The sequence below is a fragment of the Accumulibacter sp. genome, assembly GCF_023806625.1.
GTDB lineage: Bacteria > Pseudomonadota > Gammaproteobacteria > Burkholderiales > Rhodocyclaceae > Accumulibacter.
Window position 1 is genome coordinate 30,164 of record NZ_JAMTDX010000110.1, and the last position, 21,101, is coordinate 51,264.

Here is a 21,101-nt window from a genome sequence, read left to right on the forward strand (position 1 = left end):
CGACGCGCCCCGGCAGCCCCCGCGACGTTCAGCAGAGCTTGACGACGATATTGTCGAGCGAGTGCGCGGCGTCAGCGACCCGGTCGGCCGCGTTCGAAAGGTGGCGATAGGTTTCGCGACGCTTGAGTCACTCATGGTTCATCTCCTTTGGTGGTCCGGCCTACGATGATCTTCGCTACGGCAAGAACGACGATGGAGGTCAGCGCCGAAGCGGGAATCGTATACAGCCAGGTCTTGCCGACTTCCTTGGCCTTCTTCCAGCGGACGGTGCGCGACCGCTCGGAATGGCCGGTACCCATGATCGACGTGGAAACGACGTGCGTCACCGACACCGGCGCACCGAGATACGACGCCGAGAAGATCAGCAATGCGGAAGTCATTTGCGAGTCGAAGGCGTGCAGCGGCCGGACGCGATAGATCGCGACGCCGAGCGTGCGCACGACCCACCAGCCGCCCGAGAGGATGCCGAGTGTGATCGCGATCGCACAGGCGAGAATGACCCAAAACGGAACCGCGAACTTCGGGATGAAGCCGCAGAGCAACAGCACCATGGTCAGCATGCCCATGCTCTTCTGCGCGTCGTTGGCGCCGTGCGAGAAGACCAGACCGGCGGCGGTGAAGAACTGCAGCCGGCGCAGGGTCACCTTCACGGTCGGCTTGGCGCCCGTGAGCAGACGTCGTCCGGGGCGGTGGATCAGGAACCCGCCCCATAAGCCGAGGATCGGCGAAAGGAAGAGCGAGACGACGACCTTCATCACGCCGAGCAGCTTGCCCTGCGCAAACAGCGCGTCCCATCCCCAGATCACGTACTGCGAGCCCGCTGCGGCGACCACCGCCCCCGGCGACGCCCCCGACGAGCGCGTGCGACGAAGACGATGGAATGCCGAACCACCAGGTCGCCAGGTTCCAGGCGATCGCCCCGAGCAAAGCGCAGAACAGGACCAGCAGCGCCGCCTGTTTGTCGAGAGTGGACAGATCGACGAACTTGCCGATCGTGTTGGCCACCGCCGTACCGCCGAGCAACGGGCCAAGGAACTCGAACACGCCGACGACGACCACGGCGTGGACGGGCGCCATCGCCCGTGTGGCGATCACCGTCGCGACGATGTTCGCCGCGTCGTGGAAACCATTCGTGTAGTCGAAGAACAGGACAATCACTACGGTGGCTACCGCCAGATAGCAAACAGTATCCATACGCCCCCTTCCTAGGACGGGGCATCTCCGGCCCGGCTCTTGTAAGAATTGCGCGGAGTATGCATCAAAACGAGAACGTGTACACGGGCCGCCGGATTTCCGGGCGATTCGCGGCCCGGTGGTGTACGAAACATGCATCGATCGAGGTCGGGCGCCCGGCTGACCAATCTGCTAAGATTGCCGGCCACCTGAACAGGAACGGGACGGATCATGCAGCTGGACGATCAGGAGGCGAGTCAAAACGTCGAGGACCGGCGAAGCGGCGGGGTCGGTGTCGGCGGCATCGGCATCGGCGCGCTGGTGATTGCCCTCGCTGCGGGCTATTTCCTCGGCGTCGACCCGGCGCTGGTTCTCGGCCTGGTGTCGGGTGGCAACCACGGGCCCGCCGCATCCCGGCAACCGGCCCCGCGGCCGCCGACCAGCGACGAGATGGCCACTTTCGTCGCCAAGGTTCTCGGCAGCACCGAAACGACCTGGCATTCGATCTTCAGCGAAGCCGGGCACCACTACCAGGAACCGAGGCTCGTGCTGTTCGCCGGAGCGACACCGACCGCCTGCGGGACCGGACACTCGGCGACCGGACCGTTCTACTGCCCGGCCGACCGCAAGGTATACATCGACCTCGCCTTCTATCGCGATCTCCGGGAGCGGTTCCATGCACCGGGCGAGTTTGCCCAGGCTTACGTCATCGCTCACGAGGTCGGACATCACGTGCAGAACCTGCTTGGCATCTCGGACAAGGTCCACGCTGCCCAGCAGCGCAGCGGCGACCGGACAGCGGCCAACGCGCTGTCGGTCCGGCTCGAGCTGCAGGCCGACTGCTTCGCCGGCGTCTGGGGGCACTACGCGGATAGCGTGCAGAAGCTCCTCGAACCCGGCGAGATCGAGCAGGCGCTAACCGCCGCATCGGCGATCGGCGATGACCGGTTACAGCGACAGGCGCGGGGGCAGGTCGTGCCGGAATCCTTTACCCACGGGACGTCCGACCAGCGCGTGCGCTGGTTCAGGCGGGGAATGGAAACCGGCGACCTTCGTCAGTGCGACACGTTCAACACGGCTTCGCTCTAGGGAGAGCCGTCAGCCATGAAGCGAGGTCTGGCAATCGCCCTGCTCAGCGCGACGTTGCTGGTCATCGCGACCTGGTCTTCCCCCGGCCGTGCGGCATTGCCTCGGGCTGCGAACGTTCCCGGCGGTGTCGCGCTGATCCCGCTGGGCAGTGCTTCAGCGGACGCGCCGCGACCACGCGCCTGGCTCGACGACCAGCAGGTGCTCGTCGTTGCCGAAGGTGGGCGGTGGCTGGCGATCGTCGGGCTGGCGCTCGAAACTGTGCCCGGCACGCATCAGTTGCGCGTCGAGACGGGAATTGAAACACTGCGGGTGAGCTTCAGCGTCGATCCGAAGCACTACCCCGAGCAGCACATCCACCTCAGGGACACGAGCAAGGTCCAGCTGTCGGCCAGCGATCTCGCCCGCGTGGAAAAAGAGGTCGCCGCGATCAGGAGCCTGAAGCGCCACTGGCGCGAGGCCGACGAGACGGACACCGCCTTCGTCGTTCCGGCAGACGGAAGAATGACCGGGCGCTTCGGAGTTCGCCGCTTCTTCAACGGCGAAGCGCGAGCGCCGCACGCGGGCTTCGACATCGCCGCGCCCCGCGGATCGGTCGTCCGGGCGAGCGCGAGCGGCGTCGTGCTGGCGACCGACGACTATTTCTTCAACGGCCGGACGATCTTCGTCGATCACGGAAACGGCCTGATCAGCATGTACTGCCACCTCGACCGGATCGACGTGCAAGCCGGTGAGCCGGTGGCCAGGGGCCAGCACCTCGGTCTTTCGGGGATGACCGGGCGGGCAACCGGGCCACACCTGCACTGGAGCGTCGTGCTCAACGGCGCGATGGTCGATCCGGAACTGTTCGTGCCGCACAGCGGCCGGGATCGCTGACGCGAGACTTCGCCGGCGAATTCCCGAGCACCGCCTACCGTTTTAATCCGCCACCTGGAGGGAATGATGAAAATCGTGATCTGGGTACTCTGGCCCGCCTTCATCTCGGCAGGCATCGCCGAGGCGATCTTCTTCACGCTCATCGATCCGGCGCAGTTGTACTTTTTTGGGCAGCCGGTCGAGTGGTCGGCAACGGCGACCTATTCGACCGGTTTTCTGCTTTTCTGGCTGGTGTGCATCGGTTCGAGCCTGATGACCTACTTCATGATGCCCAACGAGGTCAAGGCAGCGCTCAGGAAAGCGGCCGGCGAGCGTGAAGACCTCGCCCGGCCGAAGCGTCGAGAGCCGGTCTAAGCGCGTCGCACCCCAGCCGGTCAGATCAGCGACAGCCCGGCGTCGAGGTCGTTCTCGAGGTCTTCGACCGCTTCGAGACCGACTGCGATGCGCAGCAGGTTTTCGCCGATCCCTGCGGCAGATCTCTGTTCGGGAGTGATCCGGCCGTGCGTCGTCGACGCCGGATGCGTCAATGTCGTGCGCGTATCGCCTAGGTTCGCGGTGATCGAGAGCAGGCGGCAGCTGTCGACGATCTTCCAGGCTTCGGCACGGCCGCCGTTGACGACGAACGAGACGATCGCGCCACCGCTCTTCTGCTGGCGCCTGGCCAGTTCGAACTGCGGGTGCGACGCGAGGCCGGGATAATAGACACGTGCCACTTTCGGGTGCGCCTCAAGCCAGCTTGCCAGTTCGAGCGCCTTTGCCGACTGCGCATCGAGACGGATCTTCAGCGTCTCGAGTCCCTTCAGCAAGACCCAGGCATTGAAAGGCGAAAGCGCCGGCCCGGCCGTGCGCAGGAACTTGAACACTTCGTCGGTCAACTGCCGGCGGCCAGCGACGGCCCCGCCGAGGACGCGCCCCTGTCCATCGAGGAACTTGGTCGCCGAGTGAACGACCAGGTCGGCACCCAGATCGAGCGGCCTCTGCAGAATCGGCGTGCAGAAGCAGTTGTCGACGACCAACAGCGCGCCACGCACGTGGGCGACATCGGCGAGCGCAGCGATATCGGCGATCTCGGTCAGCGGGTTCGACGGCGTTTCGAGAAAGAGCAATCGGGTCTCGGGACGGATGGCCGCCTGCCAGGCGCCGACGTCGGTCTGCGCCACGAAACTCGTGGTGACGCCAAAGCGCGGCATGATCGTGCCAAGCAGCTGCTGCGTGGCACCGAACAGGCCCGTCGAGGCGACGACATGGTCGCCACTGCTGCACAACGCCATGATCAGCGAGAGAATCGCCGACATTCCCGAGCCGGTGGCGATGCACGCCTCGGTGCCTTCGAGGGCTGCCAGGCGCTCCTGGAACACCGAGACGGTCGGGTTGGTGAACCTCGAGTAGACGTTTCCCTCCTCCTCGCCCGAGAAACGCGCCGCCGCCTGCGCCGCGCTCGAGAAGACGAAGCTCGAAGTCAGGTAGAGCGCTTCGCTGTGCTCGCCAAACTGGCTGCGTTCCTGGCCGGCGCGCACAGCGAGCGTCTCCGGTGAGTAATTGTCACGTCTGTCCATCGCCTTCACTTCGCCGTCAGGAGGTTCAGCTGGAGTTGCTTCGACGCCCAGCGACTCTCCCGTGACAGGCCATGCCGCCCGTCCCGGGCAAGTTCGAGTGCCGCCAGGTAATCCTCGTCGACGTCGCCAGTCACGTACGATCCATCGAAACACGAGGTGTCGAAGCAGTGCAGGTCTGGCCGCAACTCGCTGATCGACGCCCTGAGTTCGTCCAGGTCCTGATAGACGAGCGCATCGGCACCGATCTCGCGGGCGATGTCCTCTGCGCTGCGTCCCGTGGCGATCAGCTCGGCCCGCGTCGGCATGTCGATTCCGTAGACGTTCGGATAGCGCACCGGCGGAGACGCCGAAGCAAAATAGACTTTCAGCGCACCCGCTGCCCGAGCCATTTCGACGATCTCCCGACTCGTCGTGCCGCGGACGATCGAGTCGTCGACGAGCAGGACGCGCTTGCCCCTGAACTCCTGCGCCACGGTGTTCAGTTTCTGACGGACCGACCGCTTGCGCGTCGCCTGCCCGGGCATGATGAAGGTCCGGCCGATGTAGCGGTTCTTGACGAAGCCTTCGCGATAGGGCACGGCAATCCGCTCGGCCAGCTGCATCGCCGACGGACGACTCGAATCGGGGATCGGAATGACGACGTCGATTTCTTCGACGGGAATGTAGCGAACCAGTTTGTCGGCCAGATGCTCGCCCATGCGCAGCCGGGCTTCGTAGACCGAGACACCGTCGATCACCGAATCAGGTCTGGCCAGGTAGACGAACTCGAAGATGCACGGCGAGAGCACCGCCCGACTGGCGCATTGCCGCTGATGAAGGCGGTGCTCGAGGTCGATGAAGATCGCCTCCCCCGGAGCGACATCGCGCAGTACCCGGAAACCGAGCGTGTCGAGGGCCACTGATTCGGAAGCGAACAGGTACTCGGGGCCAGCTGTCGTCTCGTTGATTCCGAAAACCAGCGGCCTGATCCCGAAAGGGTCACGGAAGGCAAGCATGCCGTGACCGGCGATCATCGCCACCACCGCGTAGGCGCCCCGGCAACGGCGGTGGACTGCGGCCACCGCCGAAAAGATCGTGTCGAGGTTCAGGTGGCAGCCCTTTGCCGAGGACTGCAGTTCGTGCGCCAGTGTGTTGAGCAGCACCTCGGAGTCGGAGGTGGTGTTGATGTGCCGCAGATCCAGGCGATACATCTCCTCCTTGAGTTGTTCGGTATTGGTCAGGTTGCCGTTGTGTCCGAGAACTATTCCGAACGGCGAGTTGACGTAGAAGGGCTGCGAGAGTGCCGCATCGAACGCCGATCCGGCAGTCGGATAGCGGCAGTGAGCGATGCCCATCTGCCCGGGGAGGGCGCGCATGTTGCGCGTCCGGAAGACGTCACGAACCAGCCCGGGCCCCTTGTGCATATGGAAGGCATCGCTCTCGGCAGTGACGATTCCCGCAGCGTCCTGACCGCGGTGCTGGAGAACCATCAGGCCATCGTACAGCAACTGGTTGACCGCCGTCGTCGCGACAACTCCGAGAATCCCGCACATAGCTGTCTTCCTACCCGAACCTGATCCGCCTGGCCACCTCTGATGGCAGCCAGGGCCTGCTCGCCAGAACGGCTGTTTCGAGTGGCGGCGCGAAGTACGCCTGGCTCCACCACTTCTCCTTTGGCAAGGTCGTCATGCCGCCGATGGCGACCAGTGTCAGGACGATCAGCAGGCCTCTCGCGAAACCGAAGACAACCCCGAGCAGCCGATCGCTCAGCGTCATGCCCAGGGCCCTGAGCAAGCTGCGCACGGCCAGGCGAAGCAGCGCCATGGCCACGAGCACGAGGAAGAAGACGGTTACCCAGCCAGCAACCAGGCGCAAGTCCGGGTCGGCGATACCGACGAACGATGCGGCGATCTGTCCCCCCCACCACTTGCCGGCAAAGAATGCCAGGATCCAGGCGACCAGCGCGATGATCTCGCCGAGCACGCCACGCCACATGCCGAGCAGCAATGAAGCGCCGACGATCGCGATGACCCCGTAGTCGAAAACTGTCATTGCCTGCCGGCGACGACTCCGCTGACCCCCGCCTTGCGCAGTTTCTCGAGCGCCTTTTCGGCGGCCTCCCGATTCGGAAATGGCCCTGCCCGAACGCGGATCTTCTTGCCTTCGGGCGAATCGAGCACCTCCGTATAGCTGCTCACCCCGGCTCCGCTGATCTTCGCCTGCACCTGCCTGGCGTTCTCCGGGTTGGCGAACGCGCCGACGAGGATCACCTGCTGGCCCCCGGCTTTCGCCGGTGTCGCGTCTGCCGACTTCGTGCTGTGCCCGGCAGAGTGGGCAGCGTCGTCGGCCACCGGTTTCGCGGCGTCGTCGGCGCCCGCGTCAGGCAACTTCTCGGCCTTGTCGGCCGGCTTCTCGGTCTTCCGTGCCGCCGCCGCATCTGCTGACGCCTTGGCCGCCCTGCTCTCGAGCGCTTTCTTCTCGGCGGCCTTCTTCTCGGCCGCCGACTTCTCGGCGGACGCTTTCTCGGCCGCCGCCTTTTTCTCCGCCGCAGCCTTTTCCGCGGCCTTCTTCTCGGCGGCAGCCTTCTCCGCCGCCTTCCTGTCTGCAACCGCCTTCTCTGCCACCTTCTTCTCCGCCGCAGCCTTTTCCGCGGCCTTCCTTTCGGCCGCAGCTCGTTCGGCGGCCTTCTTGTCGGCCGCCGCCCTGTCGGCAGCGGGCTTCTCCGCCGGCGCCTCTGCAGGTCTGCCCGATTGCTCCGCACCCTCGCGAATCGCGGCTGCTTCGGTGCCGACCGTCGCCGCCTTCGCTGGCGACTCGCCGCCGGCCTTGAGCGCCTCCCGCGCACCCGAGACGGTCGATGACTCGGCGGGCGACTCGCCGCGGGCAACCACTTCCCTCGCTCGCAACGGCGCCTGATCCTGTCCCGGAATGCGGATCTCGACGTCCTGTGCGGGCTGCTTCGGCTCCTCATCCATGACCATCGGCAGGACGACGGCAGCCAGTCCGGCAAATGCCACGGCGCCGACGAGTCGCCGTCGGGCCTTCTTCTTCAACTGCAATTGCGGATCAGCTGAGTCGGTCATTGCTGTGAGAAATGGCCATCGCTTCGCGCCGCGCAACGGCCGCGCTGCAAGCTGCGCATCACCGCGGCGACGGTATGGAACGATCCAAAAACCAGAATTCTATCATTTTCATCAGCCAGCTCGGCCGCACGCGCAAAGGCTGCTGCCGGGTCGCTCAGGCACTCGATGCGACCACCGAGGGCGCCCTTTTCTATGGCCGACACGAGTTCCGCGGACGGCGCGCCGCGGGCGACGGCAAGATCAGCCAGCAACCAGACGTCCACCCTGCCGGACAATGGAGCCAGCGAACTGGCGATGTCCTTGTCGGCCAACATCCCGGCAACCGCCAGGGTCCGCGCGCAATAGGGCATCCCGGCCAGGCTGTTGGCCAAGCTCGAGACGGCCTGCGGGTTGTGCGCGACGTCCAGAACGACCGCCGGACGACCCGGCAGGACCTGACACCGCCCCGGCAACTCAACTTCGACGATCGCCCGGCGGACCGCCGCCATCGTCAGCGGCAGACGCGGCCTGAGCACCTCGACGGCGGCCAGTGCAACCGACGCGTTGCGCAGCTGGCCAGCACCGCGCAGCGCGGGCGCGGCCAGGCCGCCGCGGCGACGCCCGTCGCGCGCCCAGAAGGTCCATTGCCCGCGGTCTCCGAAATAACCGAAGTCGCGACCAAGCAGCCAGAGATCGGCGCCCACCTTTCCGGCGTGGTCGACGAGCGAGCGCGGTGGATCGGGGTCGGCGCAGAGCGCCGGTTTGCCCGCTCTGAAGATGCCCGCTTTCTCGAAACCGATCGCCTCCCGCGTGCTGCCAAGCCAGTCGGTGTGATCGAGCGCAACGCCGGTGACGATCGCACAATCGCCGTCGTAGGCATTGACCGCATCGAGACGGCCACCAAGGCCAACTTCGAGGATCATCACCTCGACCTGACGCGCCGCGAAGGCCTCGACCGCAGCCAGCGTTCCAAACTCGAAATAGGTCAGCGGAACGTCGCCAGCCGCCCTGCGCGCTTCGTCGACGGCGGCAAACGCGGCGCACAGACCCAGATCGTCGATCGGCTGGCGATCGATGCGCACCCGTTCGTTGTAGGCCAGCAGGTGAGGAGACGTGTAGCAGCCGACGCGATAGCCGGAGAAACGATACACCGCTTCGAGATAGGCGCAGGTCGATCCCTTGCCGTTGGTTCCGCCGACGACGATCACCGGGCAGCGAGGGTCGCCAGACAGCTCACGCCTGACCCTCTGGACGCGATCGAGCCCGAGCTCGATTCCCGCCTGGCCGCGCGGATGCAGGTCTTCGAGATACTCCAGCCAGCGGTCGACGGAGGGATCGGAAGGGGTTCGCGCGTCTGCTCGCCGCCGTGGCCACTCCGCGGCGCTCACGCCCCTGGGCTCACGATATCCGGGGCCGCTGCTGTAGAAGCGCCAGCAGGCGCGCCACGCGCTCGCGCATTTCGCGCCGGTCGACGATCAGATCGATCGCGCCCTTTTCGAGCAGGAACTCGGAACGCTGAAAGCCGGGCGGCAAGGTCTCTCTGACCGTCTGCTCGATCACCCGCGGGCCGGCAAAACCGATCAGCGCACCGGGCTCGGCGATGACCACGTCGCCGATGAAGGCAAAGGACGCCGACACGCCGCCCATCGTCGGATCGGTAAGGATCGAGACGAACGGCAGTCGAGCCTCGGCGAGGCGTGTCAGGATCGCCGCTGTCTTGGCCATCTGCATCAGCGAGAACAGGCCCTCCTGCATGCGCGCGCCCCCCGAAGCACTGACGCAGATGAACGGCGCGCGCTGCTCGATCGCCGTCTGCACGCCACGCACGAAGCGCTCGCCAAGCACCGACCCCATCGAGCCACCCATGAAGTCGAACTCGAAGACCGCGACGACTACCGGAATGCTCCGGATCGAGCCCCGCACGACGACCAGCGCGTCAGTCTCCCCGGTTGTCTCGGTCGCTTCCCGAAGTCGCTCGGGGTACGGTCTGCTGTCCGTGAACGACAGCGAGTCGACTGGCAGAACCTCGTCACCAATGGCCGAACGGCCGTCGGTGTCGAGCAGGACGTCGAGCCGGCCTCTTGCGTCGATGCGCTTGTGGTGCCCGCATTTCGGACAGACGTTGGAATTCCTGGCCAGGTCGGTCGCGTAGAGCACGGCGTCGCACGCTCGGCACTTGCTCCACAGGCCTTCGGGCAGCGGCGACTTGCGCGTCTCGCCGTTCTCGTGGCGCTTGATCTTTGGCGGCAGGAGTTTGTTCAGCCAGCCCATTTGGCTCCTTTCCCACCCGCTGTCACACTGTCCACGCCGCAGCGAAGTTCCGCGAGCAGCACGGCGACCCTGTCGCAGACGGTCTCCCGCGCCGAGTGTTCGATCTCCTCGATGATCCGGCTGCCGACGACGACCGCATCGGCCACCTCGGCAACCGCTGCGGCGGTCGCTGCGTCGCGGATCCCGAAGCCGACGCCGACGGGGACGCCGGTGCGTGCCCGAATTCCGGGAATCCGGGCGGCAACCGCGGCGACATCGAGAGCAGCCGACCCGGTGACCCCTTTCAGTGACACGTAATAGATATAGCCGCTGGCCAGCGTGCCGACCTGCGCGATGCGCTCTTCGCTCGACGTCGGTGCGAGCAGGAAGATCGGATCGAGCGAGTGTGCGCGCAGCACGCTGACGAAGGCCCGGCTTTCCTCGGGCGGATAGTCGACGACCAGAACGCCGTCCACTCCGGCTGCGGCCGCTGCCGCAGCAAATTCGTCGAGGCCCATCGCCTCGACCGGGTTTGCATAACCCATCAGGACGACCGGTGTCTCTCGATCATCGTGGCGAAACGAAGCGACCAATGCGAGAACCTGTCGCAGGCTCACGCCATTGGCGAGCGCTCGCTCGGAGGCCCGCTGAATGATCGGCCCGTCGGCCATCGGGTCCGAGAAAGGTACGCCGAGTTCGATGATGTCGGCACCGGCCTGGACCAGTGCGTGCATCAGCGGCACGGTCAGCGCCGGATCGGGATCCCCGGCGGTAATGAACGGAATCAGCGCCTTGCGCTGCTGCGCGCGCAGCTTTCCGAAGAGACCCGCTATCCTTGTCATCTCAGAACCTGATTCCCGAACGCTCGGCGACCGTGTGGATGTCCTTGTCGCCGCGCCCCGACAGGTTGACCAGCAGAATGGCGTCGCGGGCCAGCTTCGGGGCGAGGCTGGCAGCGTAAGCCAGAGCATGGCTCGACTCGAGTGCCGGAATGATGCCCTCGAGACGGCAGAGATCGTGAAACGCCTGCAGCGCCTCGCCATCGCTGACGCTGACGTACTCGGCCCGGCCGCAGTCCTTGAGCCAGGCGTGTTCCGGCCCGACTCCCGGGTAGTCGAGGCCCGCCGAAATCGAATGCGTCTCGCTGATCTGACCGTTCTCGTCCTGGAGAAGGTACGTGCGGTTGCCGTGCAGGACACCGGGACGGCCAGCGGTCAGCGAGGCGGCATGACGCCCCGAGCCCAGGCCCTCACCTGCAGCCTCGACGCCGATCAGGCGAACGCCACCGACCGGGATGTACGGATGAAAGATCCCCATCGCATTCGATCCGCCGCCGACACAGGCGATCACCGCGTCTGGCTGACGCCCGCATTGCTCCTGCATCTGGGCGATCGCCTCGCGACCGATCACCGACTGGAAGTCGCGAACCATCATCGGATAGGGATGGGGTCCGGCGACCGTGCCGATGATGTAGAAGGTATCCGAGACGTTGGTCACCCAGTCGCGCATCGCCTCGTTCAGCGCGTCCTTGAGGGTTCGTGACCCGCTGTCCACCGGAACCACACGGGCACCGAGCAGTTTCATCCGGTAGACGTTCGCCGCCTGGCGCCGCATGTCTTCCGACCCCATGTAAACGACGCAGGTCATGCCATAGCGCGCGGCGACCGTCGCGGTTGCCACCCCATGCTGGCCAGCCCCCGTCTCGGCGATCACCCTCGCCTTGCCCATCCGCCGGGCGAGCAGCGCCTGCCCGATGCAGTTGTTGATCTTGTGCGCCCCGGTATGGTTGAGGTCTTCGCGCTTGAGGAAGATCTGCGCGCCGCCGAGGACGGCAGACCAGTGTCGCGCGTGATACAGCGGGCTCGGCCGGCCGACGTAGTGCTTGAGTTCGTGCTCGAATTCGGCGATGAACTGCGCGTCGCGCTGGGCTGCCGCGTAGGCTTCCTTGAGTTCGTCGAGCGCCGCGATCAGCGTCTCGGCGACGAACACGCCGCCATACTGGCCGAAATGACCGCTGGCGTCGGGCAGGTCGTATTCAGGCAAGGCCATCAGCAATCTCCTGGGTGGGGTGACGAAATCGTGTTTGTCCAGCCTGCACGAGTGCAGGCGGTCGCTCCCACCTCAGCGATGTCGGGCCAAGTGGCGTCGCCAGCTAATTCGAGTGCGTCCGCCGGAATCCCTGCGCATGAAAGAGTCCCGTGACCACCGCGCGCGTCAAGCCCACCCCCGCCCTGCAGTCGCCCGCACGGCGGCGACGAAGGCGCGCATCCTTTCGGCGTCCTTGACGCCCTTGCCGACCTCCACGCCCGACGAGACGTCGACCGCATCAGGACGAAGGCGGCGTATCGCCTCGCCGACATTGCCGGCATCGAGTCCGCCGGAGAGGATCACCGGCTTGCCAAGCGACGCGGGCACGAGCGACCAGTCGAATACTCTGCCCGCGCCTCCGTAGCCGTCGACGAAGGCATCCAGAAGTATCGCCTGAGCCGAAGGAAAGGACGCCGCGTATTGTAACAAATCCATCCCCGGCCTGACTCGCGCAGCCTTGATGTACGGCCGGTCGAACTGTCGACAGTACGCTTCGTCCTCTTCACCGTGGAACTGCAGCAGATGGATCGGCACCGCGGTGAGAGTGGCCCGCACTTCGGCAGCCGGGGCATTGACGAACAGCCCGACGATGGTCACCAACGGCGGGACGGCGCTCGCCAGACAGGCAGCGGTGTGCAGATCGACGTAGCGGGGGCTCGGCCTATAGAAGACCAGTCCGACTGCGTCGGCACCAGCCGCGACCGCGCCGACCACGTCTTCGATCCGGGTCAGCCCGCAGATCTTGATGCGCGGTGTGCTCACGACGCCCCTCCCGGATGGTCGCTGGTTGCCCGGAACAGCGGCAGAATTTCCGTCTCCCCGTCGACCGGCAGACCCCATTCCGGCGCGTAGCTCACCGAGAGGAGATAGAGACCGGCGGCGCTGAAGGTCGGCGCAGCCAGGCGGCGATCGCCACTGGCCAGCAGGTCGGCGATCCATTCAGCCGGGTACCTGCCCTGCCCGACGGCGACGAGACTGCCGACCAGATTGCGAACCATGTGGTGAAGGAACGCCGAAGCTTCGAAATCGAAAACGATCATCTCACCCAGACGCCGCACGTCGGCGCGGTGCATGACCTTGACCGGCGAGGCGGCCTGACATTCGGCTGCCCGAAAAGCCGAAAAATCGCGCTCGCCGCGAAGCAGCGTCGCTGCCGCCTGCATGGCTGGGAGATCAAGGGGATGATGATACCACCCCACCCGGCCGTGCCAGACGCCCGGGCGATGCTTCCGGTTGACCAACAGATAGCGGTAGTGACGCGACCGGGCCGAAAACCGGGCATGGAAACTCGCTGGAACCGGGTACGCCCAGCGCACGGCCACTGCCGATGGCAGGAAGGTGTTCGCACCGCGAACCCAGGCAAACATCGAACGGTCGAGCGGCGTGTCGAAATGCACGACCTGGCCGAGGGCATGGACGTTGGCATCGGTGCGCCCAGCGCAGACGACATCCACCGGCATCGCCGCGAATTGCCCGAGCGCATGCTGCAGCGCGTCCTGCACCGTGCCGCCACCCGGTTGCCGCTGCCAGCCGCGGAATCGGCTTCCGTCGTACTCGACCGCCAGAGCGACCCTCATGCATACCCTCGCCCGAACCAGGCGAGGACCCCGAGGCATGCGAAAACCAGCGCGATCGTCAGCCGATCGGCGTTCGAGAACGGCGGATCGCGAAGCTCGAACACCTCTCCGGCGCTGCTCTCCGGCATGTCGATCAGCTCGTGCCAGACGGCCGGCCGGGGCGCCTGATCGAGATACTCGAGGACCAGCAGCAGACGAACGACGCCGCGGTCCGGATTCAGGCCGAGAGGCCGCAATGACCCGAGCAGCCGGTGAATCCCGGTCATCAGCTCGGGCAAGGCCATCGTCTGGCGCAGCACGGCCACGCTGAAGAGCAGCAGTGCAATGCGCGCAAGTTGCACGGACGCATCGAAGACTCCCTCGCGGCTCGGCGACAGCGGAGCGTCCCATATCGCTTCGCCCGGCACGCCCCAGGCGAGAATCAGCCAGAGCGAGGCGAGGAGCCAACGCGAACGCGCGACGAGTTGCCCGCAGCGGCGCAGCGCCGCCCTTCCGAAAAGCGGGATGACCGGCACGAGGAGCCAGAGAAAGCGGCCGTCGAGTGACTGGATCGCGACCACGGCCAGCAGCCACACGAGCAGCCGGGCACTGGGGTGCATCAGCGTCCTTTCCGTTCAGCGGCCTGGCCGCTCCAGCCCGACCGCAGCCCCCACGGTGGCTCGGCCCGAACGTTTCAGCTGTGGATGGTCAGTCGCGCAACTGGCCGAGCAAGACCATTGCCGACTCGCGCTGCTTCGCGTCACCTTCGTTGATCACTTCCTGCAGCAGTTCGCGAGCACCTTCGAGGTCGCCCATTTCCTGATACGCCCGGGCGAGGTCGAGTTTGGTGGCCACCTCTTCGCTGGAAGTGATCTCGGGTCCAGGCGATTCGGCCGTAAACTGGGGATTCACCTCGGTGTCCATGTGCATCACCGAGAAATCCGGATTGACGACCGTGTCCTGCTCGTCGCTGGCAAACGAGAAATCGACGAGCGGCGCGGCGGCAGCCGGCTTGTCCAGTGTCCGCGACGTATCAGGCTCACTCAGGTCCAGGCTGATCGATGCCAGGTCGAAAGAGGGAAGCTGCAGACCTTCGCCGAGGACCGTCGACTCGGTGAGCTTGACATCGAACTCCAGCGCGTCGCCCGCAGACTCGCCGAACTTCGAAGCATCCGCCGACGCACCCTGGGTGAGCGTGATGGACTGCCAGTCAGGCTCGCGTGGCGCTTCAGGGCTCAGCTCGAAGTCGAAGCCGAGCACCGCGCCTGCACCGGGCGCTTCCTTCTCCGGCTCGGGGGGTAGCAGCACCGTATGCTCGAAGGAGCTGATATCCTCGACGTAACGCAGGCCTCCCTTCTGCCCGGCGGATGTCGCCTCGCCGGAGACCGGAGTCCCGACATCGAAGTCCAGGGCCGTGGCGTCCGCCGTGTTGGCGAATGCGAGGGTCGTCTCGAGAAACGCGTCGGTCGCCGAATCCGGTCGGTTTTCGTTCCGGTCGATCTCGAATTCCAGTTCGGCGAGATTGGCCGGCTCGGCCCCCGCCTCCGCATGCCTCGCCGCCTGGGCGCCTGCCGCCGGCCACGCAGCGCTCACGCCGGCCGCAGCCGCAGCCTGGAGCAATGACTCGGGCCGGGTCAACGTGTCTTCCAGAGACTGCAGATCGCCGCCCGGCGGTGCCGGCTGATCCACGGCCGCCAGTGCCGTCGGCGGAACGGGCGGCGGAACGGCCGCACCGAACAGCGGATTCGTGGGATCGACCTGGATCCCCATGGCCACCGCTTTCTCCCAGTCGAGACCGACGCCACCGGTCGCGTTGAACAGTTCGGTGGCCGTCGTGCGGAAAGGCCTGAGGTCCTGTCTGCCGTGATAAATCTCGAGCAGCTTGAGGTAAATCGCGAAGCGACGTGGATCCTTCTGTTTGGCCTCGAGAAGAATCTCTTCGGCCTGGGCATCCCGTCCGTAAGCCATGTAGACATCGGCCTCGGCCACCGGATCCACTTCGTCGGTATCGATGCTCTCTGGCCCGGCCTGACTGAAGTCGGTCTGCCCCAGCGAGTGTGAGGTATCGACGCTCTGCCCCCCGGTACTGCGGAACACCGAAGCCGTGGCCATGCTGTCGGGGACCGATTCCAGCGTACTGCTGGGTTCCAGCTGAGGAGCCTCGACACTGGCTTCGCGGCGCCGCCTGATGAACCAGTAAGCGCCGAGAAGAGCCGCGACCGCTCCGGCAGCGAGCAGCGTACCACCGCCGAACCGATCGCCAGACGATCCGGATTCCTCTGAAACTGGCGGAGGAGGGACGACTTTCGGTTTCGGCGGCTCCACCGGCTGGGCCGCCGGGCCTTCCGGCCTGGCAGCGCCGGAGTCCACTTCCGGCTTGGCCACTGGTTCCGGGACTGGCGGCTCGACTGGCTTCGCTGGAGCACCTGCCGTCGGCGGTGTTTCAGCGGCGACTGGCGCCGGAGCTGTGACCGGCGCCGGAATCGCTGCCACGCCACCGGCCGGGGCCGGCGCAGCAGCGCCAGCCTTGGCCTCTCCGGCTACGCGTCCTGGCTCTACAGGCGGCGCACCCCGGCTGGTCGCCTGTCGCTCGATCTCGGCGAGCGTCTGGCTCTTCATTTCAACCAGCCTCTGCAACTCGGCGACGTTGCGTTCGAGGCTGGCCAGCCTTTCGTTCGCCTCCCTGAGCGCCTTCTCCTTGGCGATCAGGTCTTCATCGCCTCGCCGCGAACCCGCCTCCGGCCTGGTGCCTGAGGCGTCCGTCCTGGACACCCGAAGCTGGTCCTTGGGCTCGGCTGCCAGGCCACCTCGATCCTCGACGCGAGCCGCGACCCGGCCGCCCGCGCGTTGCGCCTCGCCTTCGTCCTTGGCCGGCGACTCGGCAGCCAGTCCGGCCAGTTTCCGCCGGTAACCGCCCCAGTCAGCAGACTGGGCAACGACAGTGGTCCTCGCCTCACCTCGGGGAATCGCTGCGAGCGACGCCTGGTCGGGGATCGAAAGAATCTTCCCGGCCTTCAGTCGATTGATGTTCCCCTGGTCAAAGGCATGCGGATTGGCCTGGAAAAGCCCCAACAGCATCTGGTCCAGAGAAATTCCTTCAGGACGCAGTTCGCTGGCAATCCGGGTCAGCGTGTCACCGGGCTTGACCTCGTAGCTCGCGCCTCCCTCGGCAGGTTGTCGCTCGACGCGCGCCCGCCGTGCCGGTCCTCTGGGTGGCCGCTCTTCATCCGCGCGACCCTCGACGGACGCCCTGCCGCTCACCGTTGGCCTGCTGACCACCGGTGCACCGCCAGTGATCTTCGCCGAGAACTCGGGCGGGTCGAGCAGGAAAGTGTACTCGCGGACCAGGCGGCCCGACGACCAGTTCAGCTCGACCAGCAGATCGATGAAAGGATCATTGAGCGGGCGACTCGAGGTCAGGCGGATGACCGGCTGGCCGTTCGGGCGCTTGTCGATGTTCAGGCTGATCCCCGACAAGCTCGGCACATAGTCCACACCAGCCTGCCGAAAGGCCTCGGGAGAAGCCAGTTGCGCGCGCATCCCGGAGAGTTCCTCGCGCGTCGCAAAGACCTCGAGCTCTGCCCGCAGCGGCTGGCCGAGAGCCGAATAGACGGTGATCTTGCCCAGACCAGCCGCTTCGGTGCCTAACGGCAACGCCCCCAGCGCCAGTGCTGACGCAACCGCCCACACCGACTTCCGCAGCCGGACAATTCCTTGTTTCGGATACAGTTTTCTGGTCACGCCGCCACCCCGAGCGTCGAAATCTGAATAACTAAAATAACATCATGAGGTTACGCATGCAAGCCGAAGATTCCCGGCCTCTGGCCCAAGCGGCGACCGGGGTCCGGAGCTGACGCTGACCCAATCCGCCAATCTCGACCTGCTCTCGACGATTTCTCCAGCCCATCTCAGTCCTCGAGCAGGATGCGCAGCATCCGGCGAAGCGGTTCGGCTGCACCCCAGAGCAACTGGTCACCAACGGTGAAGGCGCCGACGTATTCGGGCCCCATGGCCAGCTTGTGCAGGCGACCAACCGGAACGACGAGCGTGCCGGTCACCGCAGCCGGTGTCAGCTCGCGCTCGCTGGCCTCGCGTTCATTGGCCACGACCTTCACCCACTGATTACCCTGCGCGATGATCTCGCTGAGTTCATCTATCGGCAGGTCCCGCTTCAGCTTGATGGTCAGCCCCTGCGAATGGCAGCGCATCGCACCGATGCGCACGCAGAGACCATCGACCGGGATGCTGCCTGCGCTGCGGAACGGCGGACGACCGAGAATCTTGTTGCACTCCGCGCCACCCTTCCATTCCTCTTTCGACTGCCCCCCTTCGACCGGGACATCGATCCACGGGATCAGGCTGCCGGCGAGCGCGGTGTTGCGGAACTGGCTTGTCGGGAAGTCGGCGGCGCGCATCGTCTCCGAGACCTTGCGGTCGATTTCGAGAATCGCCGACGCCGGGTCGGCAAGGTCGGTGCTGACCGCTTCGTACAGTCTGCCCATCTGCTGCAACAGTTCGCGCATGTTCTGCGCCCCGGCGCCTGACGCCGCCTGGTAGGTCATCGCGCTGATCCACTCCACCAGGTCGTGCCGAAACAGTCCGCCCAGGCCCATGAGCATCAGCGAGACCGTGCAGTTCCCGCCAATCCAGTTGCGCCCGCCCGAACCCAGCGCCTTCCTGATCACCTCGAGATTGACCGGATCGAGGATGATCACCGAATCATCGCGCATGCGCAACGTCGAGGCGGCGTCGATCCAGTGGCCCCGCCAGCCCGAGGCACGCAGCCGGGGGAAGACTTCGCGAGTGTAGTCGCCTCCCTGACAGGTGACGACGATGTCCATCGCGGCGAGAGCCTCGACCGACAACGCATCCTGCAGGACCCCGCCATCCCTGCCGGCGAACGCGGGCCCCCGATTGCCCACCGACGAGGTCGAGAAATAGAGCGGCTCGATGTGCTCGAAATCCCCCTCTTCGACCATTCGCTGCATCAGCACGGAGCCCACCATGCCGCGCCAGCCAACCAGACCGACCTTCTTCATCAACCCTTCCTTTCTCGTCACCACTGCCGGCAGGTCGACCGGCCGCATCGACCACTACCCCGGTTGCCCATTTACGGCTGTCGCCAGCACTCGCCTGCATTCGACTCGCGGCGCGACCGCCCGGTCTGGTCCCGGCAGAAACCGCTCAGGTGTGGCGCCGCATCAGGCGAACAGCCATGGCTGTTCGCTCCGCCGCTTCTCCTCGAAGGCCCTGATCCGGTCAGCCTGGCGCAGCGTCAGTCCGATGTCGTCCCAGCCGTTGAGCAGGCATTCCTTGCGGAAGGCATCGACGGCAAACGGCAGTTCTTCCCCGTCTGCACGGCGCACCCGCTGCGCTGCGAGGTCGATCGTCAGCCGGTAGCCGGGCGTCGCCTCGACCGCAGCGAACAACTCGTCGATCTGCGCAGCGGGCAGGGTCAGCGGCAGGATGCCGTTCTTGAAGCAATTGCTGTAGAAGATGTCGGCAAAACTCTCGGCGACCAGCGCGCGAAAGCCGAAGTCAGCCAGCGCCCACGGAGCATGTTCGCGCGAACTGCCACAGCCGAAATTCCGGCGCGTGAGCAGAATCGTCGCCCCCTGGTAAGGAGGCTGGTTGAGCACGAACTCCGGCTTCACCGGCCGCTGCGAATTGTCCATTCCCGGCTCGCCGACATCCTCGTAGCGCCATTCGTCGAACAGATTTCCCCCGAATCCGGAACGCTGGATCGACTTCAGGAACTGCTTGGGAATGATTGCGTCGGTATCGACGTTCGACCGGTCGAGCGGCGCGACGATTCCTTCCAGGCGCACAAACTTTTCCATTGTCTTCCTTTCCGAAAGCTCTAGCGAGCCGCCTTCTCGATGACCTGACCACCCTTCTGGATATCCTTGCCCAGACCCTGAACGGTATTGCACGCGCCGAGCGAGCATGCCAAGAGGCCGAGCAGGACAATCCGGCGAAGATTGCGCTTCATCACTTCTCCTGCCCGAGCCACTCGCGCACATCGACGAAGTGCCCGGCGATCGCAGCCGCCGCGGCCATTTCCGGACTGACCAGGTGCGTCCGCCCGCCAGCACCCTGGCGACCCTCGAAATTGCGGTTCGAGGTCGACGCACAGCGCTCGCCGGCCTCGAGGCGGTCGGCGTTCATCGCCAGACACATCGAGCAACCCGGTTCCCGCCAGGCAAAGCCGGCGTCGCGGAAGACGGCGTCCAGCCCTTCGCGCTCGGCCTGCTGCTTGACCCGCCCCGAACCCGGGACGACCATCGCGAGCCTTATGCTCGGCGCCACCTTGCGCCCCCTGACGACCGCTGCCGCGGCCCGCAGATCCTCGATCCGCGAGTTGGTACAGGAGCCGATGAACACCTTGTCGACCCAGATCTCGCTGACCGGCTGCGCGGCCTTCAGGTCCATGTAACGCAGCGCTCGCTCGATCGCTTCGCGCCGCGCCGGGTCCGCCTCGGCGGCCGGGTCAGGGACCCGCCCGTCTACCGAAACGACCATTTCCGGCGAGGTTCCCCAAGTCACCTGAGGCTTGATTGCCGAGGCCGAAAGCTCGACGACCCGGTCGAACGAAGCGCCCTGGTCGCTGTGCAGTCGTTGCCAGGCGACCACTGCACGGTCCCAATCCGCTCCGCTGGGCGCCAGCGGACGCCCGCGCAGGTAGTCCAGAGTGATCTCATCCACGGCGACCAAGCCGGTGCGCGCCCCGGCCTCGATGGCCATGTTGCACAGCGTCATGCGCCCTTCCATCGACAGGCTGCGCACCGCGCTGCCGGCGAACTCGATCGCGTAGCCAGTCCCCCCGGCCGTGCCGATCCTGCCGATGATCGCCAGCGCGAGGTCCTTGGCCGTCACTCCCGCACCGAGAACCCCGTCGACCCTGACGAGCATGTTCTTCGACTTCTTCTGCAGCAGACATTGTGTCGCCAGAACGTGTTCGACCTCGGAGGTACCGATGCCCTGGGCAAGGCAGCCGAACGCACCGTGCGTGCTGGTGTGCGAATCTCCGCAAACGACGGTCATCCCGGGCAGCGTCGCCCCGCTCTCCGGACCGATCACATGCACGATGCCCTGGCCCGGGTCGCGGAACGGAAGATAGACGAGCGCGCCGAACTCGCGGATGTTGGCATCGAGCGTTTCGACCTGCAGCCGTGAAACCGGATCGGGTATCCCGCGATCCCAGTCGCTGGTCGGCGTGTTGTGGTCGGCAGTGGCGACGATCGACGACGCCCGCCAGGGTTTCCGTCCGGCCAGGCGCAGGCCCTCGAAGGCCTGGGGGCTGGTCACTTCGTGAACGAGATGGCGGTCGATGTAGATCAGCGCCGTGCCATCGGCTTCTTCGTGGACCACATGGTCCTGCCAGAGCTTGTCGTAAAGGGTTTGCGGCATGGCTTGACTCGTCCTGCTTCGTTGAGCCCGTGCGGGCAGGAGGGGCGATTATGTCACAGCGCCGT

At 65.8% G+C, this 21,101-nt stretch carries 20 protein-coding genes and 1 pseudogene; 3 read left to right on the top strand and 18 right to left on the bottom strand.

From position 1 onward, the window contains the following. Positions 1–131 precede the first annotated feature (131 nt). On the bottom strand, positions 132–833 hold the full coding sequence (locus tag NFW05_RS17360) for an inorganic phosphate transporter (RefSeq protein WP_311104686.1): 702 nt from the start codon (positions 831–833) through the stop codon (positions 132–134). A gap of 58 nt (positions 834–891) precedes the next feature. Continuing rightward, positions 892–1,332: pseudogene (locus NFW05_RS18595) on the bottom strand (inorganic phosphate transporter); the annotation flags it as partial. 72 nt (positions 1,333–1,404) lie between these two features. Here NFW05_RS18595 and NFW05_RS17365 point away from each other — a divergent pair. From NFW05_RS17365 to NFW05_RS17375, 3 genes are all read left to right on the top strand, one after another. Continuing rightward, complete coding sequence (locus NFW05_RS17365) at positions 1,405–2,262, top strand: neutral zinc metallopeptidase (protein ID WP_295309868.1); 858 nt, start codon at positions 1,405–1,407, stop codon at positions 2,260–2,262. Between the two features lie 15 nt (positions 2,263–2,277). Further along, complete coding sequence (locus tag NFW05_RS17370; RefSeq protein ID WP_295309869.1) at positions 2,278–3,135, top strand: peptidoglycan DD-metalloendopeptidase family protein; 858 nt, start codon at positions 2,278–2,280, stop codon at positions 3,133–3,135. A gap of 63 nt (positions 3,136–3,198) precedes the next feature. Beyond that, the gene (locus NFW05_RS17375) at positions 3,199–3,489 is read left to right on the top strand and encodes a hypothetical protein (RefSeq protein ID WP_295309871.1); all 291 of its coding nucleotides are present in this window, start codon (positions 3,199–3,201) and stop codon (positions 3,487–3,489) included. 20 nt (positions 3,490–3,509) lie between these two features. Here the strand turns inward: NFW05_RS17375 and NFW05_RS17380 are convergent, their stop codons facing one another. From NFW05_RS17380 to leuC, 16 genes are all read right to left on the bottom strand, one after another. Beyond that, positions 3,510–4,691, bottom strand: a complete 1,182-nt coding sequence (locus tag NFW05_RS17380; protein ID WP_295309873.1) for an O-succinylhomoserine sulfhydrylase — start codon at positions 4,689–4,691, stop codon at positions 3,510–3,512. Between the two features lie 5 nt (positions 4,692–4,696). Further along, positions 4,697–6,223, bottom strand: coding sequence for an amidophosphoribosyltransferase (gene purF, locus NFW05_RS17385; RefSeq protein ID WP_295309875.1), 1,527 nt, complete (start codon positions 6,221–6,223; stop codon positions 4,697–4,699). A 10-nt stretch (positions 6,224–6,233) separates the two neighbouring features. Continuing rightward, the gene (locus tag NFW05_RS17390; protein ID WP_295309877.1) at positions 6,234–6,722 is read right to left on the bottom strand and encodes a CvpA family protein; all 489 of its coding nucleotides are present in this window, start codon (positions 6,720–6,722) and stop codon (positions 6,234–6,236) included. Next, positions 6,719–7,753 (bottom strand): SPOR domain-containing protein, encoded by a 1,035-nt coding sequence (locus NFW05_RS17395; protein ID WP_295309879.1) that lies wholly within the window; start codon positions 7,751–7,753, stop codon positions 6,719–6,721. Before NFW05_RS17395 ends, NFW05_RS17390 begins: the two co-directional genes overlap by 4 nt. Next, positions 7,750–9,120 carry a bifunctional tetrahydrofolate synthase/dihydrofolate synthase gene (gene folC, locus NFW05_RS17400; RefSeq protein ID WP_295309880.1) on the bottom strand — a complete coding sequence of 457 codons (1,371 nt, stop codon included), beginning with the start codon at positions 9,118–9,120 and terminating at the stop codon, positions 7,750–7,752. Before folC ends, NFW05_RS17395 begins: the two co-directional genes overlap by 4 nt. A gap of 10 nt (positions 9,121–9,130) precedes the next feature. Then, entirely contained in the window at positions 9,131–10,003 is an 873-nt protein-coding gene (gene accD, locus NFW05_RS17405) for an acetyl-CoA carboxylase, carboxyltransferase subunit beta (RefSeq protein ID WP_295309882.1), read from the bottom strand. Continuing rightward, positions 9,991–10,824 carry a tryptophan synthase subunit alpha gene (trpA, locus tag NFW05_RS17410; RefSeq protein WP_295309884.1) on the bottom strand — a complete coding sequence of 278 codons (834 nt, stop codon included), beginning with the start codon at positions 10,822–10,824 and terminating at the stop codon, positions 9,991–9,993. The genes accD and trpA overlap by 13 nt, the downstream gene beginning before the upstream one ends. Before the next feature lies 1 nt (position 10,825). Next, positions 10,826–12,031, bottom strand: a complete 1,206-nt coding sequence (trpB, locus tag NFW05_RS17415) for a tryptophan synthase subunit beta (RefSeq protein WP_295309886.1) — start codon at positions 12,029–12,031, stop codon at positions 10,826–10,828. A gap of 165 nt (positions 12,032–12,196) precedes the next feature. Continuing rightward, positions 12,197–12,832: a phosphoribosylanthranilate isomerase gene (locus NFW05_RS17420; protein WP_295309888.1), complete on the bottom strand. Its 636-nt coding sequence runs from the start codon at positions 12,830–12,832 to the stop codon at positions 12,197–12,199. Next, positions 12,829–13,647 carry a tRNA pseudouridine(38-40) synthase TruA gene (truA, locus tag NFW05_RS17425; RefSeq protein ID WP_295309890.1) on the bottom strand — a complete coding sequence of 273 codons (819 nt, stop codon included), beginning with the start codon at positions 13,645–13,647 and terminating at the stop codon, positions 12,829–12,831. The genes NFW05_RS17420 and truA overlap by 4 nt, the downstream gene beginning before the upstream one ends. After that, positions 13,644–14,246, bottom strand: coding sequence for a hypothetical protein (locus NFW05_RS17430; RefSeq protein ID WP_295309892.1), 603 nt, complete (start codon positions 14,244–14,246; stop codon positions 13,644–13,646). The genes truA and NFW05_RS17430 overlap by 4 nt, the downstream gene beginning before the upstream one ends. Before the next feature lie 88 nt (positions 14,247–14,334). Further along, on the bottom strand, positions 14,335–17,280 hold the full coding sequence (locus tag NFW05_RS17435) for a FimV/HubP family polar landmark protein (protein WP_295309893.1): 2,946 nt from the start codon (positions 17,278–17,280) through the stop codon (positions 14,335–14,337). Positions 17,281–17,534: 254 nt separating this feature from the next. Continuing rightward, a complete protein-coding gene (asd, locus tag NFW05_RS17440; RefSeq protein WP_295309895.1) occupies positions 17,535–18,665 on the bottom strand; it encodes an aspartate-semialdehyde dehydrogenase in 1,131 nt (376 codons plus the stop codon). A gap of 162 nt (positions 18,666–18,827) precedes the next feature. After that, complete coding sequence (leuD, locus tag NFW05_RS17445) at positions 18,828–19,466, bottom strand: 3-isopropylmalate dehydratase small subunit (RefSeq protein ID WP_295309897.1); 639 nt, start codon at positions 19,464–19,466, stop codon at positions 18,828–18,830. A gap of 20 nt (positions 19,467–19,486) precedes the next feature. Continuing rightward, the gene (locus NFW05_RS17450; RefSeq protein ID WP_295309899.1) at positions 19,487–19,618 is read right to left on the bottom strand and encodes an entericidin A/B family lipoprotein; all 132 of its coding nucleotides are present in this window, start codon (positions 19,616–19,618) and stop codon (positions 19,487–19,489) included. Further along, positions 19,618–21,036 (bottom strand): 3-isopropylmalate dehydratase large subunit, encoded by a 1,419-nt coding sequence (gene leuC / locus NFW05_RS17455; protein ID WP_295309900.1) that lies wholly within the window; start codon positions 21,034–21,036, stop codon positions 19,618–19,620. The genes NFW05_RS17450 and leuC overlap by 1 nt, the downstream gene beginning before the upstream one ends. Positions 21,037–21,101: the final 65 nt, after the last annotated feature.

Coding starts and splice junctions, on each gene's coding strand:
- NFW05_RS17365 (WP_295309868.1), top strand. CDS start 1,405: ATGCAGCTGGACGATCAGGAGGCGAGTCAAAACGTCGAGGACCGGCGA.
- NFW05_RS17370 (WP_295309869.1), top strand. CDS start 2,278: ATGAAGCGAGGTCTGGCAATCGCCCTGCTCAGCGCGACGTTGCTGGTC.
- NFW05_RS17375 (WP_295309871.1), top strand. CDS start 3,199: ATGATGAAAATCGTGATCTGGGTACTCTGGCCCGCCTTCATCTCGGCA.
- NFW05_RS17380 (WP_295309873.1), bottom strand. CDS start 4,691: ATGGACAGACGTGACAATTACTCACCGGAGACGCTCGCTGTGCGCGCC.
- purF (WP_295309875.1), bottom strand. CDS start 6,223: ATGTGCGGGATTCTCGGAGTTGTCGCGACGACGGCGGTCAACCAGTTG.
- NFW05_RS17390 (WP_295309877.1), bottom strand. CDS start 6,722: ATGACAGTTTTCGACTACGGGGTCATCGCGATCGTCGGCGCTTCATTG.
- NFW05_RS17395 (WP_295309879.1), bottom strand. CDS start 7,753: ATGACCGACTCAGCTGATCCGCAATTGCAGTTGAAGAAGAAGGCCCGA.
- accD (WP_295309882.1), bottom strand. CDS start 10,003: ATGGGCTGGCTGAACAAACTCCTGCCGCCAAAGATCAAGCGCCACGAG.
- trpA (WP_295309884.1), bottom strand. CDS start 10,824: ATGACAAGGATAGCGGGTCTCTTCGGAAAGCTGCGCGCGCAGCAGCGC.
- trpB (WP_295309886.1), bottom strand. CDS start 12,031: ATGGCCTTGCCTGAATACGACCTGCCCGACGCCAGCGGTCATTTCGGC.
- truA (WP_295309890.1), bottom strand. CDS start 13,647: ATGAGGGTCGCTCTGGCGGTCGAGTACGACGGAAGCCGATTCCGCGGC.
- NFW05_RS17430 (WP_295309892.1), bottom strand. CDS start 14,246: ATGCACCCCAGTGCCCGGCTGCTCGTGTGGCTGCTGGCCGTGGTCGCG.
- asd (WP_295309895.1), bottom strand. CDS start 18,665: ATGAAGAAGGTCGGTCTGGTTGGCTGGCGCGGCATGGTGGGCTCCGTG.
- leuD (WP_295309897.1), bottom strand. CDS start 19,466: ATGGAAAAGTTTGTGCGCCTGGAAGGAATCGTCGCGCCGCTCGACCGG.
- NFW05_RS17450 (WP_295309899.1), bottom strand. CDS start 19,618: ATGAAGCGCAATCTTCGCCGGATTGTCCTGCTCGGCCTCTTGGCATGC.
- leuC (WP_295309900.1), bottom strand. CDS start 21,036: ATGCCGCAAACCCTTTACGACAAGCTCTGGCAGGACCATGTGGTCCAC.